Source organism: Rhodococcus sp. 852002-51564_SCH6189132-a (assembly GCF_001665495.1).
In the GTDB taxonomy this organism is placed as follows: Bacteria; Actinomycetota; Actinomycetes; order Mycobacteriales; family Mycobacteriaceae; genus Rhodococcus; species Rhodococcus pyridinivorans.
Genome location: NZ_LZMJ01000081.1, coordinates 16,865 through 39,553, shown reverse-complemented (window position 1 = coordinate 39,553; position 22,689 = coordinate 16,865). Strand labels below are relative to the sequence as shown.

Annotated in this window: 16 protein-coding genes and 1 tRNA gene; 13 read left to right on the top strand and 4 right to left on the bottom strand. The window is 68.6% G+C overall.

The window, feature by feature from the left end:
* Positions 1-6 precede the first annotated feature (6 nt).
* The 3 genes from gdhA to A5767_RS20120 form a co-directional block, all read right to left on the bottom strand.
* Positions 7-1,350, bottom strand: coding sequence for an NADP-specific glutamate dehydrogenase (gdhA, locus tag A5767_RS20130; protein WP_064853010.1), 1,344 nt, complete (start codon positions 1,348-1,350; stop codon positions 7-9).
* Positions 1,351-1,551: 201 nt separating this feature from the next.
* Positions 1,552-1,625: transfer RNA gene (locus tag A5767_RS20125), tRNA-Arg, on the bottom strand.
* Positions 1,626-1,687: 62 nt separating this feature from the next.
* On the bottom strand, positions 1,688-2,344 hold the full coding sequence (locus A5767_RS20120; RefSeq protein WP_064853003.1) for a DedA family protein: 657 nt from the start codon (positions 2,342-2,344) through the stop codon (positions 1,688-1,690).
* 249 nt (positions 2,345-2,593) lie between these two features.
* On the opposite strand from A5767_RS20120, the gene A5767_RS20115 reads away from it, so the two are divergent.
* The 13 genes from A5767_RS20115 to A5767_RS20055 all read left to right on the top strand — a co-directional run bounded on the left by A5767_RS20115 (position 2,594) and on the right by A5767_RS20055 (position 20,991).
* Positions 2,594-3,478 carry an FAD binding domain-containing protein gene (locus A5767_RS20115; RefSeq protein ID WP_024100552.1) on the top strand — a complete coding sequence of 295 codons (885 nt, stop codon included), beginning with the start codon at positions 2,594-2,596 and terminating at the stop codon, positions 3,476-3,478.
* Positions 3,479-3,482: 4 nt separating this feature from the next.
* Positions 3,483-3,968, top strand: a complete 486-nt coding sequence (locus A5767_RS20110) for a (2Fe-2S)-binding protein (RefSeq protein WP_019289024.1) — start codon at positions 3,483-3,485, stop codon at positions 3,966-3,968.
* Positions 3,968-6,361 carry an aerobic carbon-monoxide dehydrogenase large subunit gene (locus A5767_RS20105; RefSeq protein ID WP_064853002.1) on the top strand — a complete coding sequence of 798 codons (2,394 nt, stop codon included), beginning with the start codon at positions 3,968-3,970 and terminating at the stop codon, positions 6,359-6,361. Before A5767_RS20110 ends, A5767_RS20105 begins: the two co-directional genes overlap by 1 nt.
* A 46-nt stretch (positions 6,362-6,407) precedes the next feature.
* Positions 6,408-7,319, top strand: coding sequence for an XdhC family protein (locus A5767_RS20100; protein ID WP_033096691.1), 912 nt, complete (start codon positions 6,408-6,410; stop codon positions 7,317-7,319).
* A gap of 44 nt (positions 7,320-7,363) precedes the next feature.
* Positions 7,364-8,212, top strand: coding sequence for an AAA family ATPase (locus A5767_RS20095; protein ID WP_138845521.1), 849 nt, complete (start codon positions 7,364-7,366; stop codon positions 8,210-8,212).
* Positions 8,212-9,462 (top strand): vWA domain-containing protein, encoded by a 1,251-nt coding sequence (locus A5767_RS20090; RefSeq protein WP_019289028.1) that lies wholly within the window; start codon positions 8,212-8,214, stop codon positions 9,460-9,462. The genes A5767_RS20095 and A5767_RS20090 overlap by 1 nt, the downstream gene beginning before the upstream one ends.
* A gap of 2 nt (positions 9,463-9,464) precedes the next feature.
* The gene (locus tag A5767_RS20085; RefSeq protein WP_064853001.1) at positions 9,465-11,498 is read left to right on the top strand and encodes a cytochrome c oxidase assembly protein; all 2,034 of its coding nucleotides are present in this window, start codon (positions 9,465-9,467) and stop codon (positions 11,496-11,498) included.
* A 90-nt stretch (positions 11,499-11,588) separates the two neighbouring features.
* Entirely contained in the window at positions 11,589-12,719 is a 1,131-nt protein-coding gene (locus tag A5767_RS20080; protein WP_371683107.1) for a lipase family protein, read from the top strand.
* 72 nt (positions 12,720-12,791) lie between these two features.
* The gene (ettA, locus tag A5767_RS20075; RefSeq protein WP_006551119.1) at positions 12,792-14,465 is read left to right on the top strand and encodes an energy-dependent translational throttle protein EttA; all 1,674 of its coding nucleotides are present in this window, start codon (positions 12,792-12,794) and stop codon (positions 14,463-14,465) included.
* Positions 14,458-14,880, top strand: coding sequence for an acyl-CoA thioesterase (locus tag A5767_RS20070; RefSeq protein WP_019289031.1), 423 nt, complete (start codon positions 14,458-14,460; stop codon positions 14,878-14,880). The genes ettA and A5767_RS20070 overlap by 8 nt, the downstream gene beginning before the upstream one ends.
* A 140-nt stretch (positions 14,881-15,020) precedes the next feature.
* Complete coding sequence (locus A5767_RS20065) at positions 15,021-19,829, top strand: NAD-glutamate dehydrogenase (RefSeq protein WP_064853000.1); 4,809 nt, start codon at positions 15,021-15,023, stop codon at positions 19,827-19,829.
* A gap of 3 nt (positions 19,830-19,832) precedes the next feature.
* On the top strand, positions 19,833-20,267 hold the full coding sequence (locus tag A5767_RS20060) for an acyl-CoA thioesterase (protein WP_016691845.1): 435 nt from the start codon (positions 19,833-19,835) through the stop codon (positions 20,265-20,267).
* Between the two features lie 28 nt (positions 20,268-20,295).
* Positions 20,296-20,991 carry a hypothetical protein gene (locus tag A5767_RS20055; RefSeq protein WP_082921035.1) on the top strand — a complete coding sequence of 232 codons (696 nt, stop codon included), beginning with the start codon at positions 20,296-20,298 and terminating at the stop codon, positions 20,989-20,991.
* Positions 20,992-20,998: 7 nt separating this feature from the next.
* Here the strand turns inward: A5767_RS20055 and A5767_RS20050 are convergent, their stop codons facing one another.
* Complete coding sequence (locus tag A5767_RS20050) at positions 20,999-22,612, bottom strand: glycoside hydrolase family 13 protein (protein ID WP_064853009.1); 1,614 nt, start codon at positions 22,610-22,612, stop codon at positions 20,999-21,001.
* Positions 22,613-22,689 lie beyond the last annotated feature (77 nt).

Sequence of the window (22,689 nt, the reverse complement as noted above, 5' to 3'; positions counted from 1 at the left end):
ACAGCGTCAGATGACGCCCAGTGCGAACATGGCGTCGGCGACCTTCACGAAGCCGGCGATGTTGGCGCCGTGGATGTAGTCGCCCGGCTTGCCGTACTCGGCGGCGGTCTCGACGCAGCGGCCGTGGATGTCGGCCATGATCCCGGCGAGACGCTCGTCGGTGTAGTCGAAGTGCCACGAGTCGCGCGAGGCGTTCTGCTGCATCTCCAGCGCCGAGGTCGCCACACCACCGGCGTTGGCGGCCTTGCCGGGCGCGAAGGCGACTCCGGCGTCACGGAAGACACTGATGCCGCCCGGGGTGGTGGGCATGTTGGCGCCCTCGGCGACGATCTTCACGCCGTTGTTGACGAGGGTCTTCGCCGAGTCCTCGTCGAGTTCGTTCTGCGTGGCGCACGGCAGTGCGACGTCGCACGGCACGTTCCAGATGTTGCCGCCGGGGAAGAACTCGGCGTCGCCGCGCTCGTCGACGTACTCGGAGATGCGTCCGCGGCGGACCTCCTTGATCTCCTTGAGGAGAGCGACGTCGAGGCCCTTGCGGTCGACGATGTAGCCGGAGGAGTCGGAGCACGCGATCGCGGTGCCGCCGAGCTGGTGGATCTTCTCGATGGCGTAGATCGCGACGTTGCCCGAACCCGAGACGACGGCGGTGCGGCCGTCGAGCGAGGTGCCGGCGGTCTTGGCCATCTCGTTGACGAAGTAGGCCGCGCCGTAACCGGTGGCTTCCTTGCGCACCTGCGAACCACCCCAGGTCAGGCCCTTGCCGGTAAGGACGCCGGACTCGTAGGAGTTGGTGAGGCGCTTGTACTGGCCGAACAGGTACCCGATCTCGCGGCCGCCGACGCCGATGTCACCGGCCGGGACGTCGGTGTACTCACCGATGTGGCGGTGCAGCTCGGTCATGAACGACTGGCAGAAGCGCATGATCTCCTGCTCGGAGCGACCCTTGGGGTCGAAGTCCGAGCCGCCCTTGCCGCCGCCGATGGGCAGGCCGGTGAGGGCGTTCTTGAAGATCTGCTCGAAGCCGAGGAACTTGACGATGCCGAGGTTGACGCTCGGGTGGAAGCGCAGCCCGCCCTTATAGGGGCCGAGAACGCTGCTGTACTGCACGCGGAAGCCACGGTTGACGTGGACGTTACCCTGATCATCGATCCACGGCACGCGGAAGATGATCTGCCGCTCCGGCTCGCACAGGCGCTCGATCAGACCGGATTCGAAGTATCCGGGGTGCCGCTCGAGCACGACATGCAGAGACTCGAACACTTCGGCCGCAGCCTGGTGGAATTCGGGTTCACCTGCGTTGCGGGCCTTGACCTGCTCGTAGATCTCTTCGATGCGGTCCGATGTCGACACGCCCACCTACCTGACTCTGTGAGGATTCTGTAACACGGGATTTACGACGAGAACTATAGGACGTGGCCCTTAGCATGTGTTAACCCTGCGGCAAGGTGGGATGAGAAACACACGATCCGAACGGCCTGTCTACCGGGCGAAATGCCCAGTTCACCGGTATGATGTGCGGCCCCGCGACGGGTGGTCCGCCGGCGGTCGAGGTGCCCCCGGCAGGACTCGAACCTGCGACCTAGAGATTAGAAGGCTCTTGCTCTATCCAGCTGAGCTACGGAGGCGCGGCCAGAATCTTAGCGGGTGCTCCCCGAGGTCGCCGCACACACCCTCGTACCCGCCGGGGTCAGCGCTCGAGCGTGCTGCCCCGTTCGTCGCCGGGGCTCGATTCGCCCCGCGGAACGTCCACTCGACCGGTCTTGAACCGTTGGATGAGATGGTCGATTCCGACACCCAGGACCACCGCGACGCAGATGGCGACCGCGGCGCCGAACAGCGGCTGCGATTCGAACCAACCGCCGACGAGGCGCCCCACGAACGCCGAGTACAGCGCCCAGGTCGTGCCACCGAGGATCGTGAGCGGCACGAACTTCTGCCGCGGGTAGCGGGTCGCTCCGGCCGTCATGTTCACAGCGATCCGGCCGATCGGGATGTATCGCGCCGTGAGGATCACTGCGGCGCCGCGCTTGTCGAGTCCGCGCCGCGCCCACGCGAAAGCGGCTCGTGCCTTCGGGCGGCGCATCCACCGGAACCGTTCGGTACCGACCTTCCGTCCGATCGCGTACGCGATGTTGTCACCGATGATCGCGCCGAGCGCCGCGAGCACGATGACGATCCACAGGTAAGGACGCCCGGTCGAGCCGGAGAGGGACGACAGGGTCACCAGGACGGTCTCGCTGGGCACCGGTGGGAAGAAGCCGTCGAGGATGCACACGGCGAAGAGCAACGGGTAGACCCACAGGGCTGCGGCCTGGCCGATGATGAATTCGTTGATCACGTCCATGGATCTGTGTGGTGCTCCCGTGGGGTCCGCCGGTCGGCTCCTTCCACGCTATCCGCTCGCGCCGCCGAGGACTCCGGACGACGGCGGCGTTACGGCACACACCGTCGACCGCAAGGGAACGATTCGATTCCGATTCGCCCGTTTCGTCGCATCGATCTCGAGTCGGGTCTACTATGAGCGCACCAAGGGGGAATCGTGGGCGGCTGGTGGGGGAAACCGGTCCGCGCCACCTGATGGCGGGAGTTCTTCATGCAGGTTCCTGGCCCATTCGAGTACGAGCGTGCCACCGGAGTGGATCACGCCGTCGAGTTGCTCGACCGGCACGGAGAGGGGGCCCGGGTCGTCGCCGGCGGGCACAGTCTGCTGCCGATGATGAAACTTCGGCTCGCGAATCCGGAGTACTTGATCGACATCAACGATCTCGCGGACGAACTCGATCACATCGTGTTCGAACCCGGGTCCGTGCGCCTCGGTGCCCTGGTCCGGCACCGTCGGCTTCTCGAATCCGACGAACTCGCCGAGATCTTCCCGATCTTCCGCGATGCCGAGCGCGTGATCGCCGATCCTGTCGTCCGCAATCGTGGAACGCTCGGTGGGTCGTTGTGTCAGGCAGATCCTGCCGAGGATCTGTCCACCGTGTGTGCAGTGCTCGGCGCGACCTGTGTCGTACGCGGACCGGGCGGGGTGCGCGAGCTCGATTTCCACGACTTCCATCTCGGCCCCTACGAGACGGCGGTCGCCCCGAACGAACTGCTCGTCGAGGTGCGGCTGCCGAGGAAGGGCACCGGGGCCAGTGCGTACGAGAAGGTCGAGCGTCGCACCGGCGACTGGGCGGTGGCCGCCGCGGGCGCCGCGCTGTGGATGTCGGACGACGGACGCATCACCGACGCGCGTGTCGGGCTGACGGCGGTGCGCGCCGACGAGGCGGCGCTGTCGAGGGTGTCCGAGCTGTTGCGCGGCTCGCCGGCCTCGGAGGAACTCTTCCGCGAGGCGGGAGCGGCGGCCGCGTCGGCATGCGATCCCGAGACCGATCAGCGCGGCACCGCCGCCTACAAGCGTCACCTCGCATCGGAGTTGACGGTGCGGGCCCTGCGCCAATCCGCCGAACGTCTCGGCGTCACCGAAAGGGTGTGAACCGATGCAGATCTCGATGACGGTCAACGGCGAGAGTGTCACCGCCGACGTCGAACCCCGGACGCTGCTCGTGCACTTCCTGCGCGACCACCTCGGTCTGACCGGAACCCACTGGGGTTGCGACACGAGCAACTGCGGTACGTGTGTCGTCGCCGTGGACGGCGAGCCGGTGAAGTCGTGCACCACGCTGGCGGTCATGGCCGCCGGCCACGAGGTGCTCACCGTCGAGGGACTCGAACGCGACGGTGTCCTCGACCCCGTGCAGGAAGGCTTCGTGCGCTGCCACGGACTGCAGTGCGGCTTCTGCACCCCGGGAATGATGATCACCGCGCGGTCCCTGCTCGACCGCGATCCCGACCCCGACGAGGCGACGATCCGCGAGGCGATCTCCGGGCAGATCTGCCGCTGCACCGGCTACACCACCATCGTCCGGTCGGTCCGGTGGGCCGCCGAACACTCCTCGAAGGCGCAACCCACGGAGGTGTCGTGATGACCGCGGTCGAACCGGACACACGCCCGGAGGAACAGGACAACGATGGCAAGCCGTGCGGACACGGCCGGATGCTGCGCAAGGAGGACCCGCGGTTCGTGCGGGGCCGCGGCAACTACGTCGACGACGTCCGGCTGCCCGGCATGCTGCATCTCGCTGTGCTCCGATCGCCGGTTGCGCATGCGCGCATCAACGGCATCGATACGTCCGCCGCCCTCGCGCACCCGAAGGTGCGGGCGGTGATCACGGGCGCCGATCTGGCAGAGAAGGGGCTCGCCTGGATGCCGACGCTGTCGAACGACGTACAGGCCGTGCTGGCCACCGACAAGGTGCGCTTCCACGGTCAGGAGGTCGCCTTCGTCGTCGCCGACGACCACTACTCGGCGCGCGACGCCCTCGAACTGATCGACGTCGACTACGAGATGCTCGACCCGGTCGTCGACGTGCGCACGGCCCTGTCGCCCGAGGCACCGGTGATCCGGACCGATCTCGACGGCAAGACCGACAACCACTGCTTCGACTGGGAAACCGGCGATGCCGCGGCCACCGACGCGGTCTTCGCGAAGGCCGACGTCGTCACCCGGCAGGAGATCGTCTATCCACGCGTGCATCCCGCGCCGATGGAGACCTGCGGTGCGGTCGCCGATTACGACCGGATCTCCGGGAAGCTGACGCTCTGGTCCACCACACAGGCCCCGCACGCCCATCGCACGCTGTACGCGCTGGTGGCGGGTCTGCCCGAGCACAAGATCCGCGTCATCTCACCCGACATCGGCGGGGGATTCGGCAATAAGGTCCCCATCTACCCCGGCTACGTCGGAGCGATCGTCGCGTCGCTGGTCACCGGTCATCCGGTGAAGTGGATGGAGGACCGCAGCGAGAACCTCATGAGCACCGGCTTCGCACGCGACTACATCATGGTCGGGGAGATCGCGGCGACGAAGGAAGGTCGCATCCTCGCGATCAGGTCCCGTGTCCTCGCCGACCACGGCGCCTTCAACGCCACCGCGGCCCCGGTGAAATATCCGGCCGGCTTCTTCGGTGTGTTCACCGGCAGTTACGACATCGAGGCCGCCTACTCCCACATGACCGCGGTCTACACCAACAAGGCACCCGGCGGCGTCGCCTACGCCTGCTCGTTCCGCATCACCGAGGCCGTGTACTTCGTCGAACGGCTCGTCGACTGCCTCGCCTACGACCTCGACATGGACCCTGCGGAACTGCGCCTGAAAAACCTCCTGCGCCCTGATCAGTTCCCCTACACGAGCAAGACCGGCTGGAAGTACGACTCGGGCGACTACGAGACCACCATGCGCAAGGCCATGGACATCGTCGGCTACGACGAGCTGCGCCGCGAGCAGGCCGAACGCCGCGCACGGGGTGAGCTGATGGGTATCGGCATGTCGTTCTTCACCGAGGCCGTCGGCGCCGGTCCGCGCAAGGACATGGACATCCTCGGTCTCGGCATGGCCGACGGCTGCGAACTGCGTGTCCATCCCACCGGCAAGGCCGTGGTGAGATTGTCGGTGCAGTCCCAGGGGCAAGGACACGAGACGACTTTCGCGCAGATCGTCGCGGAGGAGATCGGCATCCCGCCCGACGACATCGACGTCGTCCACGGAGACACCGACAACACCCCCTTCGGGCTCGGCACCTACGGAAGCCGCTCGACACCGGTGTCCGGCGCGGCCGCCGCGCTGGTAGCCCGCAAGGTGCGCGACAAGGCGAAGATAATCGCATCGGGCATGCTCGAGGTCTCCGTCGCCGATCTCGAATGGGAGAAGGGCACCTTCCGAGTCAAGGGCGACCCGTCGGCGGCGGTCACGATCCAGGACATCGCGATGCGGGCCCACGGCGCCGGCGATCTGCCCGAAGGTCTCGAAGGCGGTCTCGAGGCGCAGATCTGCTACAACCCCGAGAACCTCACCTATCCCTATGGCGCCTACTTCTGTGTCGTCGACGTCGATCCCGGCACCGCGGAGGTGAGGATCCGCCGGTTCCTGGCCGTGGACGACTGCGGCACCCGCATCAACCCGATGATCATCGAAGGGCAGGTGCACGGTGGCATCGTCGACGGGATCGGCATGGCCCTGATGGAGATGATCGCGTTCGACGAGAACGGCACCTGCCTGGGCGGGTCGTTCATGGACTACCTGATCCCCACCGCCTTCGAGGTACCCACGCTCGAGACGGCGTTCACCGTCACTCCGTCACCGCATCACCCGATCGGCGCGAAGGGCATCGGCGAATCCGCCACGGTCGGTTCCCCACCCGCGATCGTCAACGCCGTGGTCGATGCGTTGAAACCCCTCGGCGTCCGGCACGCCGACATGCCGTTGACACCGTCGCGGGTGTGGGAAGCCATGCAGGGTCGCGCGACCCCGCCGATCTGAGCGACGCGACAGAAGGATTCGAGTGGAACGAGCGGAGTACGAGGACATGGACCTTGCGATGCGGGCAGCACAGTTGCGCAGCGAACGCCGCCCGTTCGTGGAAGCGACCGTCGTACGGGCACAGCCGCCGACGTCCGCGCACTCGGGCGACCGGGCGCTCGTCCACGCCGACGGCACGATCGAGGGGTTCGTCGGCGGACAGTGCACCGAGAACTCGGTGCGCGAAATGTCCCGCACGGTGCTCGAGCGAGGGGAGAGCATGCTCCTACGGGTGCTGCCGGCCGGAGCCGCCGAGTTCCCCGACACCCCGGGGGCGACGATCGCGGTCAACCCGTGCATGTCCGGTGGGGCCACCGAGATCTTTCTCGAGCCGCGGATGCCTGCGCTCGTGGTGGCCGTCTTCGGGGACTCGCCCGTGGCCGACGCCGTGAGCGACTTCGCGCGGCGCGTCGACTACTCGGTGGAACGGATCCGCGGGACGCGAGTGCCTGCCGAGGCGTCGGTGGTGATCGTCGCGAGTCACGGAGGCGACGAGGGGAGTGTGATCCGCGCGGCGCTCGACGCCGGAAGCCGCTATATCGGTCTGGTCGCCAGTCACACCCGTGGCGCCGCGGTGCTCGACGAGGTGGATCCGACCGACGACGAGCGTGCCCACGTGCACACCCCGGTCGGGCTCGATATCGGTGCCCGCACCCCCGCGGAGATCGGACTGTCGATCGTGGCCGACATCGTGCGAGTCGCGCGCAGCGGCAGCCTCATCCGCCCCTCCGAGGAGAGTTGTCGACGCGTCGAGGTGCCGAGGGAGACGGAGTCGAAGCCGCAGACGGCCGTCGACCCGGTGTGCGGGATGACCGTCACGATCACCGAGTCCACCCCGCACCTCGTCGTTGCGGGCCGGACGATGTGGTTCTGCTGCCCGGGTTGCCGCAGCCGCTTCGAGAAGGACGACGTCGCGTGACCGACCCGTCCTCTCCGGGCATCTTCACCGGCGTCGACGACGTGATGGCCAGATTCGACAGCCACGATCACCTACTCGATCAGGGCACCGCCGCCGCCATCCACCTCGCCGTCGCATTGGGGCGACCGCTGTTGCTCGAGGGCGAACCTGGGGTCGGCAAGACCACTGCCGCCAAGGTGCTCGCGCAGATTCTCGGCAGCCCGCTGATCCGGTTGCAGTGCTACGAGGGACTGTCGGTCGCCGAGGCCCTCTACGACTGGAACTACCAACGCCAGTTGCTCGCGATCCGGCTCGCCGAGGCGCGCGGCGACGTTCCCGCCGAAGCCGACCTGTACTCCGAGGAATACCTCCTCGAACGCCCCATCCTGCGCTGCGTCCGCCACCGCGGCGACACACCCGCCGTTCTGCTCGTCGACGAGATCGACCGTGCCGACGACGAATTCGAGGCGTTGCTGCTCGAGTTCCTGGGGGAGTTCGCCGTCACCATTCCCGAACTCGGCACCCTCACCGCGACCCGCCCGCCCGTTGTCGTGCTGACCTCGAATCGGAGCCGCGACCTACACGACGCACTGCGGCGACGTTGCCTGTACCACTGGATCGACTACCCCGACCGCGCCCGGGCGGTGGCGATCCTGCGTCGCACGGTGCCATCGGCGAACCTCGCGCTCGTCGAACGTGCCACAGATTTCGTCGCGGTGGCCCGCGGACTCGATCTCGACAAGGCACCCGGAATCGCGGAGACCATCGACTGGGTATCGGCCCTCGCCGCGCTCGGTGTCACCGACCTCGTCCGGCCCGAAGCGGCGATGTCGCTCGCGGCACTGGCGAAGACTCCCGACGACGGCGACGCGCTGGGGGAGGCGCTGACCCGCTTCGTCTCCACCGAAGTGTAATGAGCGCCGGGCTGCTCCCCGGGGTCGATCACGCCGCCTTCACAGTCGCGTTGGTCGACCGGCTCAGGTCCGCCGGGATCGTGGTCCCGGCGGACGGAGCGGCGACCTTCACGCGCGGCTTGCGTGCGTGTCCGCCAACCACGCGGACTCGGTTGTACTGGACCGCGCGGCTCACCCTCGTCGACCGGTACGAGAGCCTGTCCACCTTCGATACGGTCTTCGACCGGGTGTTCGGCGAGGCACCAGTTCCGCTCGACCCGCACGCCCGTCGCACGGGACCCGAGGACGAAGGCGCGCCGGGGGCGTCGACACCGGACGGACCCAGCCGGCCCATCGGGGTTCCCACTTCCGGGCACGACGTTCCATGGGTCACCAGGACGATCGTCGAATCCGCAGAGGGGGAGCGGGCACCCGGCCGCCCGGGGCGCGAGGTGGCGAGCGCACTGGCCGAGATCGCCGATCAGCGGTTCGACGACCTCGACCCGGCGCAACTCGCACTCCTCGAGACATGGATCGAGGCGGCCGGAGCGCGCTGGGCGATCCGCCGCACCCGCCGCCGGGTGCAACGCCACACCGGACGCGTCGACATCCGCGCGAGCATCGCAGCCTCCCGCGGCACGGGGTTCGAGCCGCTCCGGCTGATCCGCACGCGACCGGGTCGACGCCGGCGGCAGGTCGTCGTGTTCTGCGATGTCAGCCGTTCCATGCGTCCCTACATCGGGGTGTATCTGCATCTCGTGCGTGCGCTCGCCCACACCGGAACGGCTGAGGTCTTCGTGTTCTCCACCACAGCTGCGCGTCTGACGCCGGTCCTCCGGCACCGGTCGGTCGATCAGGCGATCGGCGTCGCCAACGAGCGGGTACGGACGCGGTTCGGAGGCACCCGCATCGCCGGTTCGCTCGCCGAGGTGGTCGCCTCCCATCACGGACACCTGATGCGCGGAGCGATCGTCGTCGTCGCGTCCGACGGTTGGGACAGCGACGATCCCACCGAACTCGCCCACGTCCTGGCCAGGATCCGGCGTCGCGCGCACCGGCTGGTGTGGCTCAACCCCCGGGCCGGGCAGTCCGGTTTCACGCCCTCGACCGGGTCGATGTCCGCCGCGCTTCCACACTGCGACGCGATGGTGGCGGCCGACACACTCGTGGCCCTGCAGCACGCCGTCGACGTTGTTACGTCCACGGATACGGGGGACGGGGGACTCCGACGGCGTGTCGTAGGTCATGGCGTGAACGTCCTACCCTGGTAGGCATGGCAACATCCGAGCTCGCGTCTCCCGCGCAGCCTCCGGCGCCCGCCCCCATGAGGGGAAACCCGCCGGCACTGCTGATTCTCTTCGGCCTCCTCGCCGCCCTCGTCGCGGCGTTCGCGGTCGGACTGTCCGCTGCGCAGGCTCTGGTGTTGCTCGGCATCCCCGATCCCGGTCCGCTCACCACCTACGGTCTCCCGGCGGTCCGCGCGATCTCCGAGATCGCGACGGTCATCACGATCGGCTCGCTGTTCTTCGCCGCCTTCCTCGTGCCCCCGCAGCGGAGCGGGGTACTCGACGTCGGCGGTTATCGCGCCGTGCGGACGGCGGGCGTCGCGGCGACGGTGTGGGCCGTGACAGCGGCGCTGATGGTGCCGCTGACCTTGTCCGACACTTCCGGTAGTCCGCTGAGTGAGGCCATCCGTCCGGAGAACCTGTTCTCGGCGCTCGGTCAGGTGGAGGTCGCGCTGGCCTGGGCCTGGACGACCGTGCTCGCGCTGATCACCGCGCTGCTGACCCGACTCGCAGTGCGCTGGTCGTGGACGCCGTATCTGTTGCTGCTGTCGTTCGTCGCCCTCATGCCGATCGCCCTGACCGGGCACTCCTCGTCGGGTGGTTCGCACGATATGGCGACCAACAGCCTCGTGCTGCACCTCGGCGCGGCGTCCGTCTGGGCCGGCGGGTTGTTCGCGCTGCTCGCCCATTCGATGCGGGGAGGGGAGCACACCGATGTCGCCGCCCGGCGGTTCTCCTTCGTCGCCGGACTCGCGTTCGTCGTGATGGCTGTCAGCGGCGTGATCAACGCCGCGGTCCGCATGTCGTTCGACGACCTGACGACCACCACCTACGGCGGGTTGCTGCTCGCGAAGACCGTCGCGCTGATCCTGCTCGGCATCTTCGGCTGGGCTCAGCGACGCCGGGCGCTTCCGGCCCTCGAAGCCGACCCCACGAGCCGGTCCGCGCTCGTGCGGTTCACCCTCGTCGAAGCGTTCGTCCTCGCCGCGACCATCGGCCTGGCCGTGGGACTCGGCCGCACGCCCCCGCCGCCGCCGGCCTCGGTACCGACGATCCAGGAGGTCGAGCTCGGCTACCAGCTCGACGTACCGCCGTCGTTCGTGAGCCTGTTCTTCGGCCAGTGGCGCTTCGACCTGATCTTCGGCACGGCTGCTCTCGTGCTCGCCGCCGCCTACGCCATCGGTCTGTGGACGCTGCGCAAGCGCGGCGACTCGTGGCCGGTCGGCCGGTCGATCGCCTGGTTCTCGGGTTGCTTCGTGCTGTTCGTCGCCACCAGTTCGGGCGTCGGGATGTACTCGCCGGCGATGTTCAGCGTGCACATGGGCGCGCACATGGCTCTGTCGATGCTCGCCCCGGTGCTCCTTGCGCTCGGCGGGGCGATGACCCTCGCCCTGCGTGCGTTCAAGCCGGCCGGCCGCAACGCCCCTCCCGGACCGCGCGAATGGATCCTCGAGTTCCTGCACAGCCCGCTGTCGCGCTTCTTCACGCATCCGATCGTCGCATCGGTGATGTTCGTCGGCGGTTTCTACGCGTTGTATCTCGGAGGGATCTTCACCGCGTTCATCGACAGTCACACCGCCCACGTCCTGATGAACCTGCACTTCCTGCTCAGCGGCTACCTGTTCTACTGGGTGGTGATCGGCGTCGACCCGTCGCCACGCGACCTGCAGCCCGTGACGAAGCTGGCGATGGTCTTCGGCTCGCTCCCGTTCCACGCCTTCTTCGGCGTGACCCTCATGAGCATGGGCACGGTGATGGCCGAGAGCTACTACCGCGGCCTGGCACTACCGTGGAACTACGACCTGTTCTCCGATCAGAAGGTCGGCGGCAGCATCGCATGGTCGGCCGGCGAGATCCCGCTCGTGCTCGTGATGCTCGCCCTGCTCGTCCAGTGGTCGCGCAGCGACCGGCGCACGGCGCGACGTGTCGACCGGGCCGCCGAACGCGACGACGACGCCGATCTCGCGGCACACAACGCGATGTTCGCCGAGCTGGCGCGCCGCGACCGCGAAGGCCGCTAGCCGCGCCGATCCGACGTGCACATCCTGTCGCGCCGCGGCGAATCGGACGAATACGGACGCCGCGGCCGGACGGTCCGTATCGTCCTCGGCGTGACCCGTACCACGCACGTCCCCGCCCTGCTGCTCGCCGGTGCTCTGGCACTGCTGACGACCGTCGTGTCACCTCCCGCGGTGGGCGCGAACCCGGCGCCGGGAAAGGTTGTCGAGGTCGCCACGCTCGACCCGGAATCGTCCCTGCCCGGGGCGTCCTCGGCTCGCGTCCTCGCCTACACCACGCAGTGGCGCGACGGCACCCCGACCACGGCGACCGGGGCACTGTTCGTCCCTCCCGGCACGCCGCCCGAGGGCGGGTGGCCCGTCGTCGCATGGGCCCACGGGACCGTCGGTCTCGACGATTCGTGCGCGCCCTCGCGGTTGCCGCGCACACCGCGCGACACTGCCTATCTCGACCACTGGCTCGGGCAGGGCTATGCCGTCGTGGCAGCCGACTATCCGGGCCTCGGGTCGGGCGGGCTGCACCGCTATCTGGACGGGCAGAGCGCCGCGAACAGCGTCATCGACATCGTGCGGGCGGGACGCGCTGTCGAACCGTCGCTGTCCGACCGCTGGGTCGTGATCGGCCAGTCGCAGGGTGGGCACACCGGTCTACACACCGCGCACGCTGCGACCTCCCGCGCGCCCGAACTGGACTTTCGCGGGACGCTCACGACCGGCGCCCCGTCCAACCTCGAGTACCTGTTCCCGCTCGGATTCCCGGGCTTCCCCGATCTCGGTCTCGACGGGCTCACGGCGTTCGCCGCCTACATCTTCGCGGGTCTGCGCGACGCCGATCCTTCCCTGGACGTCGACGGATACCTCACTCCCCTCGGTCGCGAGGTGGTCGACGCCGCCGAGCGACTCTGTTACGACGAGCTGATGGACCGCTACGGCGAGGTCGGCATCGGCGAGGTCCTCGCCCGTCCGCTGAGCGACGACCGGTTCCGCGCCGCCTTCACCGACTATGTCGCGGTGCCGACCCGTGGTTACGACCGGCCACTGTTCCTCGCGCAGGGTCTGCGCGATACGACGGTGCCCGCGCCGCTCGCGTTCGAACTGATCGGGGGCCTGTGGGCCGGGGGCGCGAACGCGCAGTTCCGGACGTATCCGACAGGGCACTCGGAGACGATGTTCGCGTCGCTGCCCGACACGACAGGCTTCGTCGCGGAGCTGCTGCGGCGCTGACGCGGGCGCGGCCCGGGCATCCCGTGGTCGCACGATGTGGGTTATCGACCGTCGACCGATACGCTGGTGGTCATGGCGGAGTTCATTTACACGATGAAGAAGGTGCGCAAGGCGCACGGTGACAAGGTCATCCTCGATGACGTCACCATGAGCTTCTACCACGGCGCGAAGATCGGCGTCGTCGGACCCAACGGCGCGGGCAAGTCGTCGATTCTCAAGATCATGGCCGGGCTCGATCAGCCCAGCAACGGCGAGGCCTTCCTCGATCCGGAGGCCACCGTCGGCATCCTCCAGCAGGAGCCGCCCCTCAACGAGGAGAAGACGGTCCGGGAGAACGTCGAGGAGGGCCTCGGCGAGATCAAGGTCAAGCTCGACCGGTTCAACGAGATCGCCGAGCTCATGGCCACCGACTACTCCGACGAGCTGATGGAGGAGATGGGCAAGCTCCAGGAGGAGCTCGACCACGCCAACGCGTGGGATCTCGACTCGCAGCTCGAGCAGGCCATGGACGCACTGCGCTGCCCTCCGCCGGACGAGCCCGTCACCCACCTCTCCGGTGGTGAGCGCCGCCGTGTCGCGCTGTGCAAGTTGCTGCTGAGCAAGCCCGACCTGCTGCTCCTCGACGAGCCGACCAACCACCTCGACGCCGAGTCGGTGCTGTGGCTCGAGCAGTTCCTCGCCTCCTATCCGGGCGCCGTGCTGGCCGTCACCCACGACCGGTACTTCCTCGATCACGTCGCGCAGTGGATCTGCGAGGTCGACCGCGGCAAGCTGCATCCCTACGAGGGCAACTACTCCACCTACCTGGAGAAGAAGGCCGAGCGTCTCGAGGTCCAGGGCAAGAAGGACCAGAAGCTGCAGAAGCGGCTCCGCGAGGAACTCGAGTGGGTCCGCTCCGGTGCCAAGGCACGGCAGACGAAGAACAAGGCGCGTCTGGCCCGCTACGAGGAGATGGCAGCCGAGGCCGAGAAGTACCGCAAGCTCGACTTCGAGGAGATCCAGATCCCGACGCCGCCGCGTCTGGGCAACGTCGTTGTCGAGGTCGAGCACCTCGACAAGGGCTTCGACGGCCGTGTCCTGATCAAGGACCTGTCGTTCACGCTGCCGCGCAACGGCATCGTCGGTGTCATCGGTCCCAACGGCGTCGGCAAGACCACGCTGTTCAAGACCATCGTCGGTCTCGAGGAGCCCGACAGCGGCACCGTCAAGGTGGGCGACACGGTCAAGCTGAGTTACGTCGACCAGAACCGCGCGAACATCGACCCGAAGAAGACGGTCTTCGAGGTGGTCTCCGACGGTCTCGACTTCATCGAGGTCGGGCAGAACGAGATGCCGTCGCGCGCGTACGTGAGCGCGTTCGGGTTCAAGGGTCCCGACCAGCAGAAGCCGGCCGGTGTGCTCTCCGGTGGTGAGCGCAACCGCCTGAACCTGGCGCTCACGCTCAAGGAGGGCGGCAACCTGATCCTCCTCGACGAGCCGACCAACGACCTCGACGTCGAGACCCTGTCGTCGCTCGAGAACGCGCTGCAGCAGTTCCCGGGTTGCGCCGTCGTGATCTCCCACGACCGCTGGTTCCTCGACCGCACCTGTACCCACATCCTGGCGTGGGAGGGCAACGTCGAAGAAGGCAAGTGGTTCTGGTTCGAGGGCAACTTCGAGGCCTACGAGGCGAACAAGATCGAGCGTCTCGGAGCCGATGCGGCACGTCCGCACCGCGTCACGCACCGGAAGCTCACGCGTGACTGAGCGCAACGGCCACCGGCCCTACCGGTGCCCGGTCGAGGTGCGCTGGGGCGACTCCGACCGGCTCGGGCACGTCAACAACGCCAAGGTCGTGGAATACCTGCAGGAAGGGCGCATCAAGTTCTTCCGGAGCGAGCTGCCGGCCCGCGATGCCGTCGTGCTCCGGAAGATGGACGTCGAGTTCCTGCGTCCGATCAAGGATTCCTCGGCGCCGATCGAGGTCGAGACGACGGTGCTGCGTCTCGGCACGAGCTCGTTCACGGTGCGTCAGACGATCCTCGACCGGGACGGCGTGGTGTGCGCGGTCGCCGACACCGTGCTCGTCGGCTTCGATCCCGAGACCGACACGTCGCAGCCGTTGACAGACGAGGTACGGGCGGTGCTCGACCGGCACCGCGCCGTCACGCCCACCGGCTGAGCGGGTACATCCTGTCGACCGGCCCGGCTGTTACCCGACCCGCCGGTTCCGACCCCCCGATTGCGCGCCGCGGATAGGCTCGATCACGAGTCCGTCCGCGGCGCGCGGAGTATCCGCCCGACAGAGCAGGAAGGGTGTCGATGGCCGATCCGGCTGTGGTGCAGACAAATGCAACGGACAGCGATGCCTCTCCCGAGGCGGTCCTCGAGCGGATCTATCAGAGCTCCGGAGAGTTCACCACGGACCACGGCGCGGCCGCGTTCGAGCACGTCCGTCTCGGTCGTCGCCGCGCACCGGGCACCGCTGTCGTCGGTGTGCGCCGCACCGAGGGCATGGGTGTCGCCGTACAGATCGTCACCGACGACATGCCGCTGCTCGTCGAATCGGTGCTGGCACTGCTGTCCCGGCTGGGTGTCTCGGTGGCGACGGTCATCCACCCCGTCCTGTCTGCGCGCCGCACCGCCGAGGGCGACCTCGAGCGCCTGGCCGACGAAGGCGGACGGGCCTCGGGTGGAGTCGCCGAATCGTGGATGCACATCGAGTTGCGCGGGCCCGTCGACGACGAATCGCTCGAGGAGATCGATCACGGCCTGCGGCGCGTACTGTCCGATGTGCGGCAGGTGGCGTCGGACTCCGGGAAGATGCACGCCCTGCAGCGCGACCTCGCGGACGCGCTCGACGGCCTGGCCGCCGATCCGCCGGCGCACTACACGGCCGACGAGCTCACCGAGACCGCCGAACTGCTGCGCTGGTTGAGCGGCGGGAACTTCACCCTTCTCGGCTACCGGCGCTACGACTTCGTTCCCGACGGCGGCGACGACAACGTGCGCGCGACGCCCGTGCCCGGCAGCGGCAGGGGAGTGCTGCGCACCGATGCCTCGGTCGCGGACCCGCTCGACCTGCCCGGTGAGGTCGGCACGTGCCGCCGCCCGCTGCTCGTGCTCACTCAGGGCGCGCTTCCCGCCACCGTGCACCGTTCCGTCTATCCGTACTTCGTCGGCGTCGCCCGGCTCGACGCCGACGGCGCGCTCGCCGGGGAGGATCGTTTCCTCGGTGTCCTCACCGTGACCGCTCTGCACGAGAACATCCTCGACATCCCCGTGGTCTCGCGCCGGGTGCGGGAGATCGTCGCGCGGGCGCGGGTCGAGCTGTCGTCCTACAGCGGCCAGGCGATGCTCGAGATCATGCAGACGGTGCCCCGCGCGGAACTGTTCTCCATGGACACCGACACCCTCTACGAGACCGTCACGGCGGTGGTCGACATCCGCAGGCAGGTGCGGTTGTTCGTCCGCGTCGACACCTACGGGCGGTACATCTCGTGCCTCGTCTACCTGCCGCGCGACCGCTACACGACGAAGGTGCGCGTGGCGATCCAGGACATCCTGTTGCGCGAGTTCGGTGGCGGCGTACTCGACTACACCGCGCGGGTATCCGAACGTGACCTCGCGTTGCTGCACGTGACGATCCGTTTCTCCGGGCGCGCACGTCGCGAGGTGGACACCTCCGAGGAGAACCGCCTGCGGATCCAGGCGATGCTCGCGGAAGTGACCCGCAACTGGGCCGATCGGCTCGGTGAGGCGGCGGCCGCGACCGGCGATCTCGATCCGTTGCTGGTGCAGCGGTACGCCGAGGTCGTGCCCGAGGCGTACAAGGAGGACTTCGGCTCCGAACGTGCCCTGGACGACCTGCGGCGTCTGGAAGCGCTCGACTCCGGCGATCTCGACACGCACCTGTACCGTCCGGGTTCCGACGATCCGTTGTCGTTGCGTTTCACCCTGTACATCGCCGACGAGACGGTCACCCTCGGCCGGATCCTCCCGGTGTTGCAGAGCCTCGGCGTCGAGGTCGTCGACGAGCGGCCCTACCGGCTGCCGCGATCGGACGGAATCGAGTGCGGGATATACGATTTCGGACTCTGCCTGCCCGAGGACATCGAGCACGGCATCGTGGAGGCCGATCCGACCCTGGCGGATCGTCTCACCGACACCTTCACCGTGGCCTGGCGGGGGGCGGTCGAGACCGACCGGTTCAACCAGCTCGTGCTGCGCGCCGGGCTCACCTGGAAGCAGATCGTGCTTCTCCGCGCCTACGCGAAGTACTTGCGCCAGACCGAATTTCCGTACAGCCAGTACAACATCGAAGGTGTGCTGCTCGGCGCCCCCCACACCGCGGCGCTGCTCGTCGGGCTGTTCGAGTCCCGATTCGATCCGGAGAACGCCTCCGCCGAACGCGAACAGCAGATCGCCGAGGAACTCACGACGACGATCGCAGAGGTGACCGCCCTGGCCACCGACCGCATCCTCCGGGGACTGTTCTCGTTGATCCGTGCGACCCTGCGCACCAACTTCTACGTGGCCGGCGGTATCGGGCACGAGCGCCCGGACGGCCGGGCGTTGTCGCTCAAGTTCGATCCGCGACGGATCGCCGAACTACCCCAGCCGCGACCGGCTTTCGAGGTGTTCGTCTACGCCCCGGGCGTCGAGGGCGTCCACATGCGGTTCGGTCCCGTCGCCCGCGGTGGTCTGCGCTGGTCCGACCGCCGGGAGGACTTCCGCACGGAGGTGCTCGGCCTGGCCAAGGCGCAGGCCGTGAAGAACGCGGTGATCGTGCCCGTGGGTGCGAAGGGTGGCTTCGTCGTCAAGCACGCCCCGCGTCCGACCGGTGACGCCGAGGCGGACCGGCGCGCCGTCCGCGAGCGTGGCGAGCGGTGCTACCGGTGCTTCATCGCCGGTCTGCTCGACATCACCGACAACCTCGACGCCGCCCGCAACGACACGGTCCCGCCGCAGCGGGTCGTGCGTCACGACAACGACGACCCGTATCTCGTGGTGGCCGCGGACAAGGGCACCGCGTCGTTCTCCGACCTCGCGAATTCCGTTGCGGCGGAATACGGCTACTGGCTCGGCGACGCGTTCGCGTCAGGTGGCTCCGCCGGTTACGACCACAAGGAGATGGGCATCACCGCGCGCGGTGCATGGGAGAGCGTCCGGCGTCACTTCCGCGAACTCGGATCCGACCCGCAGACGGACGATTTCACCGTCGTCGGCATCGGTGACATGAGCGGTGACGTCTTCGGCAACGGCATGCTGCTCAGCCGGCACATCCGGCTCGTCGCGGCCTTCGACCATCGGCACATCTTCCTCGATCCCGATCCCGATCCGGAGCGGTCGTTCGAGGAGCGGCGCCGGTTGTTCGAACTGCCGCGGTCGTCGTGGAAGGACTACTCGACCGAACTCGTCTCGGCCGGGGGCGGGGTGTGGGACCGGACGGCCAAGTCGGTGCCCGTCGGTCCCGAGGTGCGTGCGGTGCTCGACCTGCCCGACGACGTCACCGCACTCCCACCGCCCGAACTGATCCGCGCGATCCTGCGCGCACCCGTCGACCTGTTGTGGAACGGCGGTGTCGGCACCTACGTGAAGGCGTCGACGGAAACCCATGCGGACGTGGGGGACAAGAGCAACGACGGCGTGCGCGTCGACGGGCGGGAACTGCGTGCCCGGGTCGTGGGCGAGGGCGGCAATCTCGGTGTCACGCAACGCGGCCGCATCGAGTTCGCGCGCGCCGGCGGAAAGATCAACACCGACGCGATCGACAACTCGGCCGGCGTCGACAGCTCCGACCACGAGGTCAATATCAAGATTCTCCTCGACGCTATGGTGACCGCCGGCGAACTCGCGGCGGAGGACCGCAATCCGCTGCTCGCGTCGATGACCGACGACGTCGCCGAACTCGTTCTCGCCGACAACATCTCGCAGAACGCCGTGCTCGGACTCGAGCGGGTCGTCGCGCCGTCCCTGCTGGGGGTGCACCGTCGGATGCTCGCAGCCCTGGAACTCGATCGTGGACTCGACCGCGGCCTCGAGGCCCTGCCCGACGAGGCCGAGTTCGATCGTCGTGAAGCGGCGGGGGAGGGATTGACGTCGCCGGAGCTGGCGCAGCTCCTCGCCCACGTCAAGCTCGCCCTCGTCGACGACCTGCTGGCCACGGACCTGCCCGACAACGAGACCTTCGCGTCGATCCTGCCCGCCTACTTCCCGCCCGCTCTGCGCGAGCGGTTCCGGGCCGGAATCCGGGCGCATCCGCTGCGTCGGCAGATCGTTGCGACCATGCTGGCCAACACCACGGTCGACAACGGCGGCCCCACCTACGTCTACCGGCTCGCCGAGGAGGCCGGGGCGACGGCGACCGACGCCATCCGCGCCTACACCGCCGTCACCACCATCTTCGGGCTACCGGCCCTGTGGGACGAGATCCGGGCCGCCGGGCTGCCTGTCGACATCGAGGACGACCTGCTGCTCGAATCCCGCCGCGTGCTCGACCGGGCGTCGCGCCGGCTCCTCGCCACGCGACCGCAGCCCCTCGCGGTCGGTGCCGAGATCAGCCGTTACCGCGATGCCTTCGCGCGTCTCGCACCGCGGGTCGCGGACTGGATGCGCGGGCACCACGCCGAGGACTTCCTTCGTCGTACCCGCCCGCTCCTCGAACGAGGAGCACCGGAGGAGCTCACGGGCGTCGTCTTCCGGCTCCTCGACCAGTTCCCGCTGCTCGACGTCATCGACATCGCCGACATAGAGCAGCGCGACGAGGCGGAGGTCGCCGATCTCTACTACGCCCTCGACGCGCGTCTCGGCGTCGACCGCCTGCTCACGGCGGTCTCCGGTCTCGAGCGGGGCGACCGCTGGCATTCGCTGGCACGCCTCGCGCTGCGCGAAGACCTGTACGGCTCGTTGCGGTCGCTCGTCCTCGACGTGCTCGCCGGCGCCGAACCCGGGGAGTCGACCGAGGAGATGATCGAGGACTGGGAGTCGTCCAACGGCTCCAAACTCGTCCGTGCGAGGGCGGCGCTCGACGAGATATTCGCGTCTGGAAGTCTGGACCTCGCCACCCTCTCGGTGGCGGCACGACAGATCAGGGGCATGGTGCGCACGCGCGCATCCGATCGGAGGTAACGAGTGAGCGGTGCGGGCGAACAGTTCGGTTTCCACACCGAGGTGATGGTGCGGTGGTCCGACATGGACGTCTTCCAGCACATCAACCACGCGCGGATGGTCACCCTCCTCGAAGAAGCGCGGATCCCGTGGCTGTTCGCCGACGGCCGCCCCACCCGCGATCTGCGTGAAGGCGCCGTCATCGCCGACCTCCACGTCCGCTACCGAGGGCAGTTGCGCCACGACGACGGTCCGCTCGACGTGCTGATGTGGACCGAGAAGGTGCGGGCCGTCGACTTCACGATCGGGTACGAGGTGCGGCCGGGCGGTGCCCCGGTCGACTCGGCGCCGGCGGTGGTCGCGTCCACCCAGATCGCGGCGTTCGACATCGAGACCCAGCGCCTGCGCCGGCTCAGCGACGACGAACGCGAGTTCCTGCGTCAGTGGCAACGAAACTGACGGTGGCACCGCAATTGACGAGGCCGACGTGACCGACGACCGGATCCGACGTGCAGAGCGCCTCCTGACGCTCGCCGACCCCGACGACAGCGTCGACCTCGCCGCATTCCTGGCCCGGGCCGCGCGTCTCGACGAGGCTGCCGTGGTGCGGTTGCGCCGCCGCGGCGACGGATTGCTCGGTGTGTGGACACGCACCGGTTTCGAGGTGCTCGCCGGACGCGTCGTCCGCGGAACCGTGGCTCCGGCCGACACCTGCGTGGCCGCCGAGTCGCTGCGGGCCGCGCTCCTCGCCGGGTCCGAACCGCGCACCGAGGTCGACCCGGGCTGGGCGATGGATTCCGCCTGGCGCGGCGCACTTCCACCCGACGACGGCTACGTCCACGTCGACGACGTGCCGGCACGGATCCTCGTCGCACTCGCGCAACGCGGCGTCGCGCTCACCCGCGAGCACGGCGCGCAGGGACCGCCGGCGTCGTTGCTCGCCCAAGAGGTTCTCGAGGTGAGCGGTGCCGGGACGACCGTGGGGGTGCCGATGCGCATGGTGTTCGCGCTCGGTGCGATGGGCTTCGTGCCGGGTGCCGGTCGTGACAGCGTCGACTCGACGGGTATCGATCCCGCCGAGGTGGTCCGGGTCCGGGCGTCCGCCACCTGGATGCGCCTCGACGCCCGCTTCGGGTCGGTCTATCTGCGCCGCGGCGGGGGGCTCGGTCTGAGCGTCCTCTGAGGGAGCCTCACGCCAACCAGGCGGCGGTGTCCGGTGGCAGTGCGTGTCCGGTGAGCGGCGCACTCGCGAGCAGCACCTCGCCGGGAGGCAGATCGACCGCGACGTCGCCGGCGTTGAGAACACAGGTCAGGCCGTCGGAACGGCGGAAGGCCAGGCACCCCGCCGGGCTTCCGTACCAGCCGATCCCACCGCCCTCGGATCGCCTTCGCTCCGTACGGATCTCGATCGCCTGGCGGTACAGCGAGAGCGTCGAGCCCGCATCCTCGAGTTGCTTCTCGACGGTGAGCGCCGACCACTCCGGCGGCTGGGGCAGCCACGCGGACCCGGCGGAGGTGAACCCGAAGGGCGGTGTTTCGCCCTCCCACGGCAGCGGCACGCGGCATCCGTCGCGTCCGCGTTCGGTGTGGCCGGATCGCTCCCAGACCGGATCCTGCAGCACCTCGTCGGGCAGGTCGACGTTCGGCAACCCCAGTTCGGCACCGTTGTAGACGAACACTGCTCCCGGGAGCGCGAGGGCGACGAGGATCATCGCGCGTGCCCGCGCGAGCCCGACCTCACCGCCTCCGTACCGAGTGACCTCGCGGTCGACGTCGTGGTTCGACAGCGTCCACGTCGGTGAGGCATGCACCGCCGTCACCGCCGCCAGGCCCTTCTCGATCGCGTCGCGGACGGCGTCGGCGTCCCAGTCCGACAGCGTCAGGTGGAAGTCGAAAGCGAGATGCAGTTCGTCCGGGCGCAGGTACTCGGCGAACCGTTCGTGGTCGTCGACCCAGATCTCACCGATCGCCACCGAGTCCGGATACTCGTCGAAGACCCGCCGGATGCGGCGGTGGATGTCGTGCACCTCGGGATTGTTGAACCGAGGGTCGGCGGGGGAGTGCCCGAGCAGTTCGTTGGTCTCCCACCCCTCGTGGTCGGGAAGATCTGCGGGCTTGGCCATCCCGTGGGCCACGTCGATCCGGAAACCGTCCACGCCCCGGTCCAGCCAGAACCGCAGGGTCTTGTCGAGGTCCTCGACGACCTCCTCGTCGTCCCAGTTCAGATCGGGCTGCCCGGGAGCGAAGACGTGCAGATACCACTGAACGGGCGTGCCGTCGGGTTCGGTGATGCGGGTCCAGGCCGGCCCGCCGAAGACGCTCGGCCAGTTGTTCGGTGGTGCGCTGCCGTCCGGTTCGCGCCCGTCGCGGAAGTGGAAGCGCCGGCGTTCACGGCTGCCCGGCCCGGCTTCGAGCGCGGCCCGGAACCAGCGGTGCTCGACGCTGACGTGGTTCGGCACGAGGTCCATCACCACCCGGATGCCGCGCGCGTGGGCGTCGGCGACCAGCGCTTCGAGATCGGCGATGTCCCCGAACAGCGGGTCGATGTCGCGAGGATCGGAGACGTCGTAGCCGTGATCGGCCATCGGTGAACGCATCACCGGGTTGAGCCAGATCGCGTCGACACCGAGCAGTTCGAGATAGCCGAGGCGGCTGCGCACCCCCGCGAGGTCGCCGATGCCGTCACCGTTCGCATCGACGAACGAGCGGGGATAGACCTGGTAGAAGACCGCGTTGCGCCACCACGGCGCCGTCGGGTCGCCTCGGCCGGAGGTCGGTGCTGCGGGGTGGGCCACGGGACTCATCGTGTCAGACGACAGGGCGAAAGGCAGGGCGAACGTGGCCGCGGCCGTTCCGTCCGGGCCTGCCCGCATGATAGGAC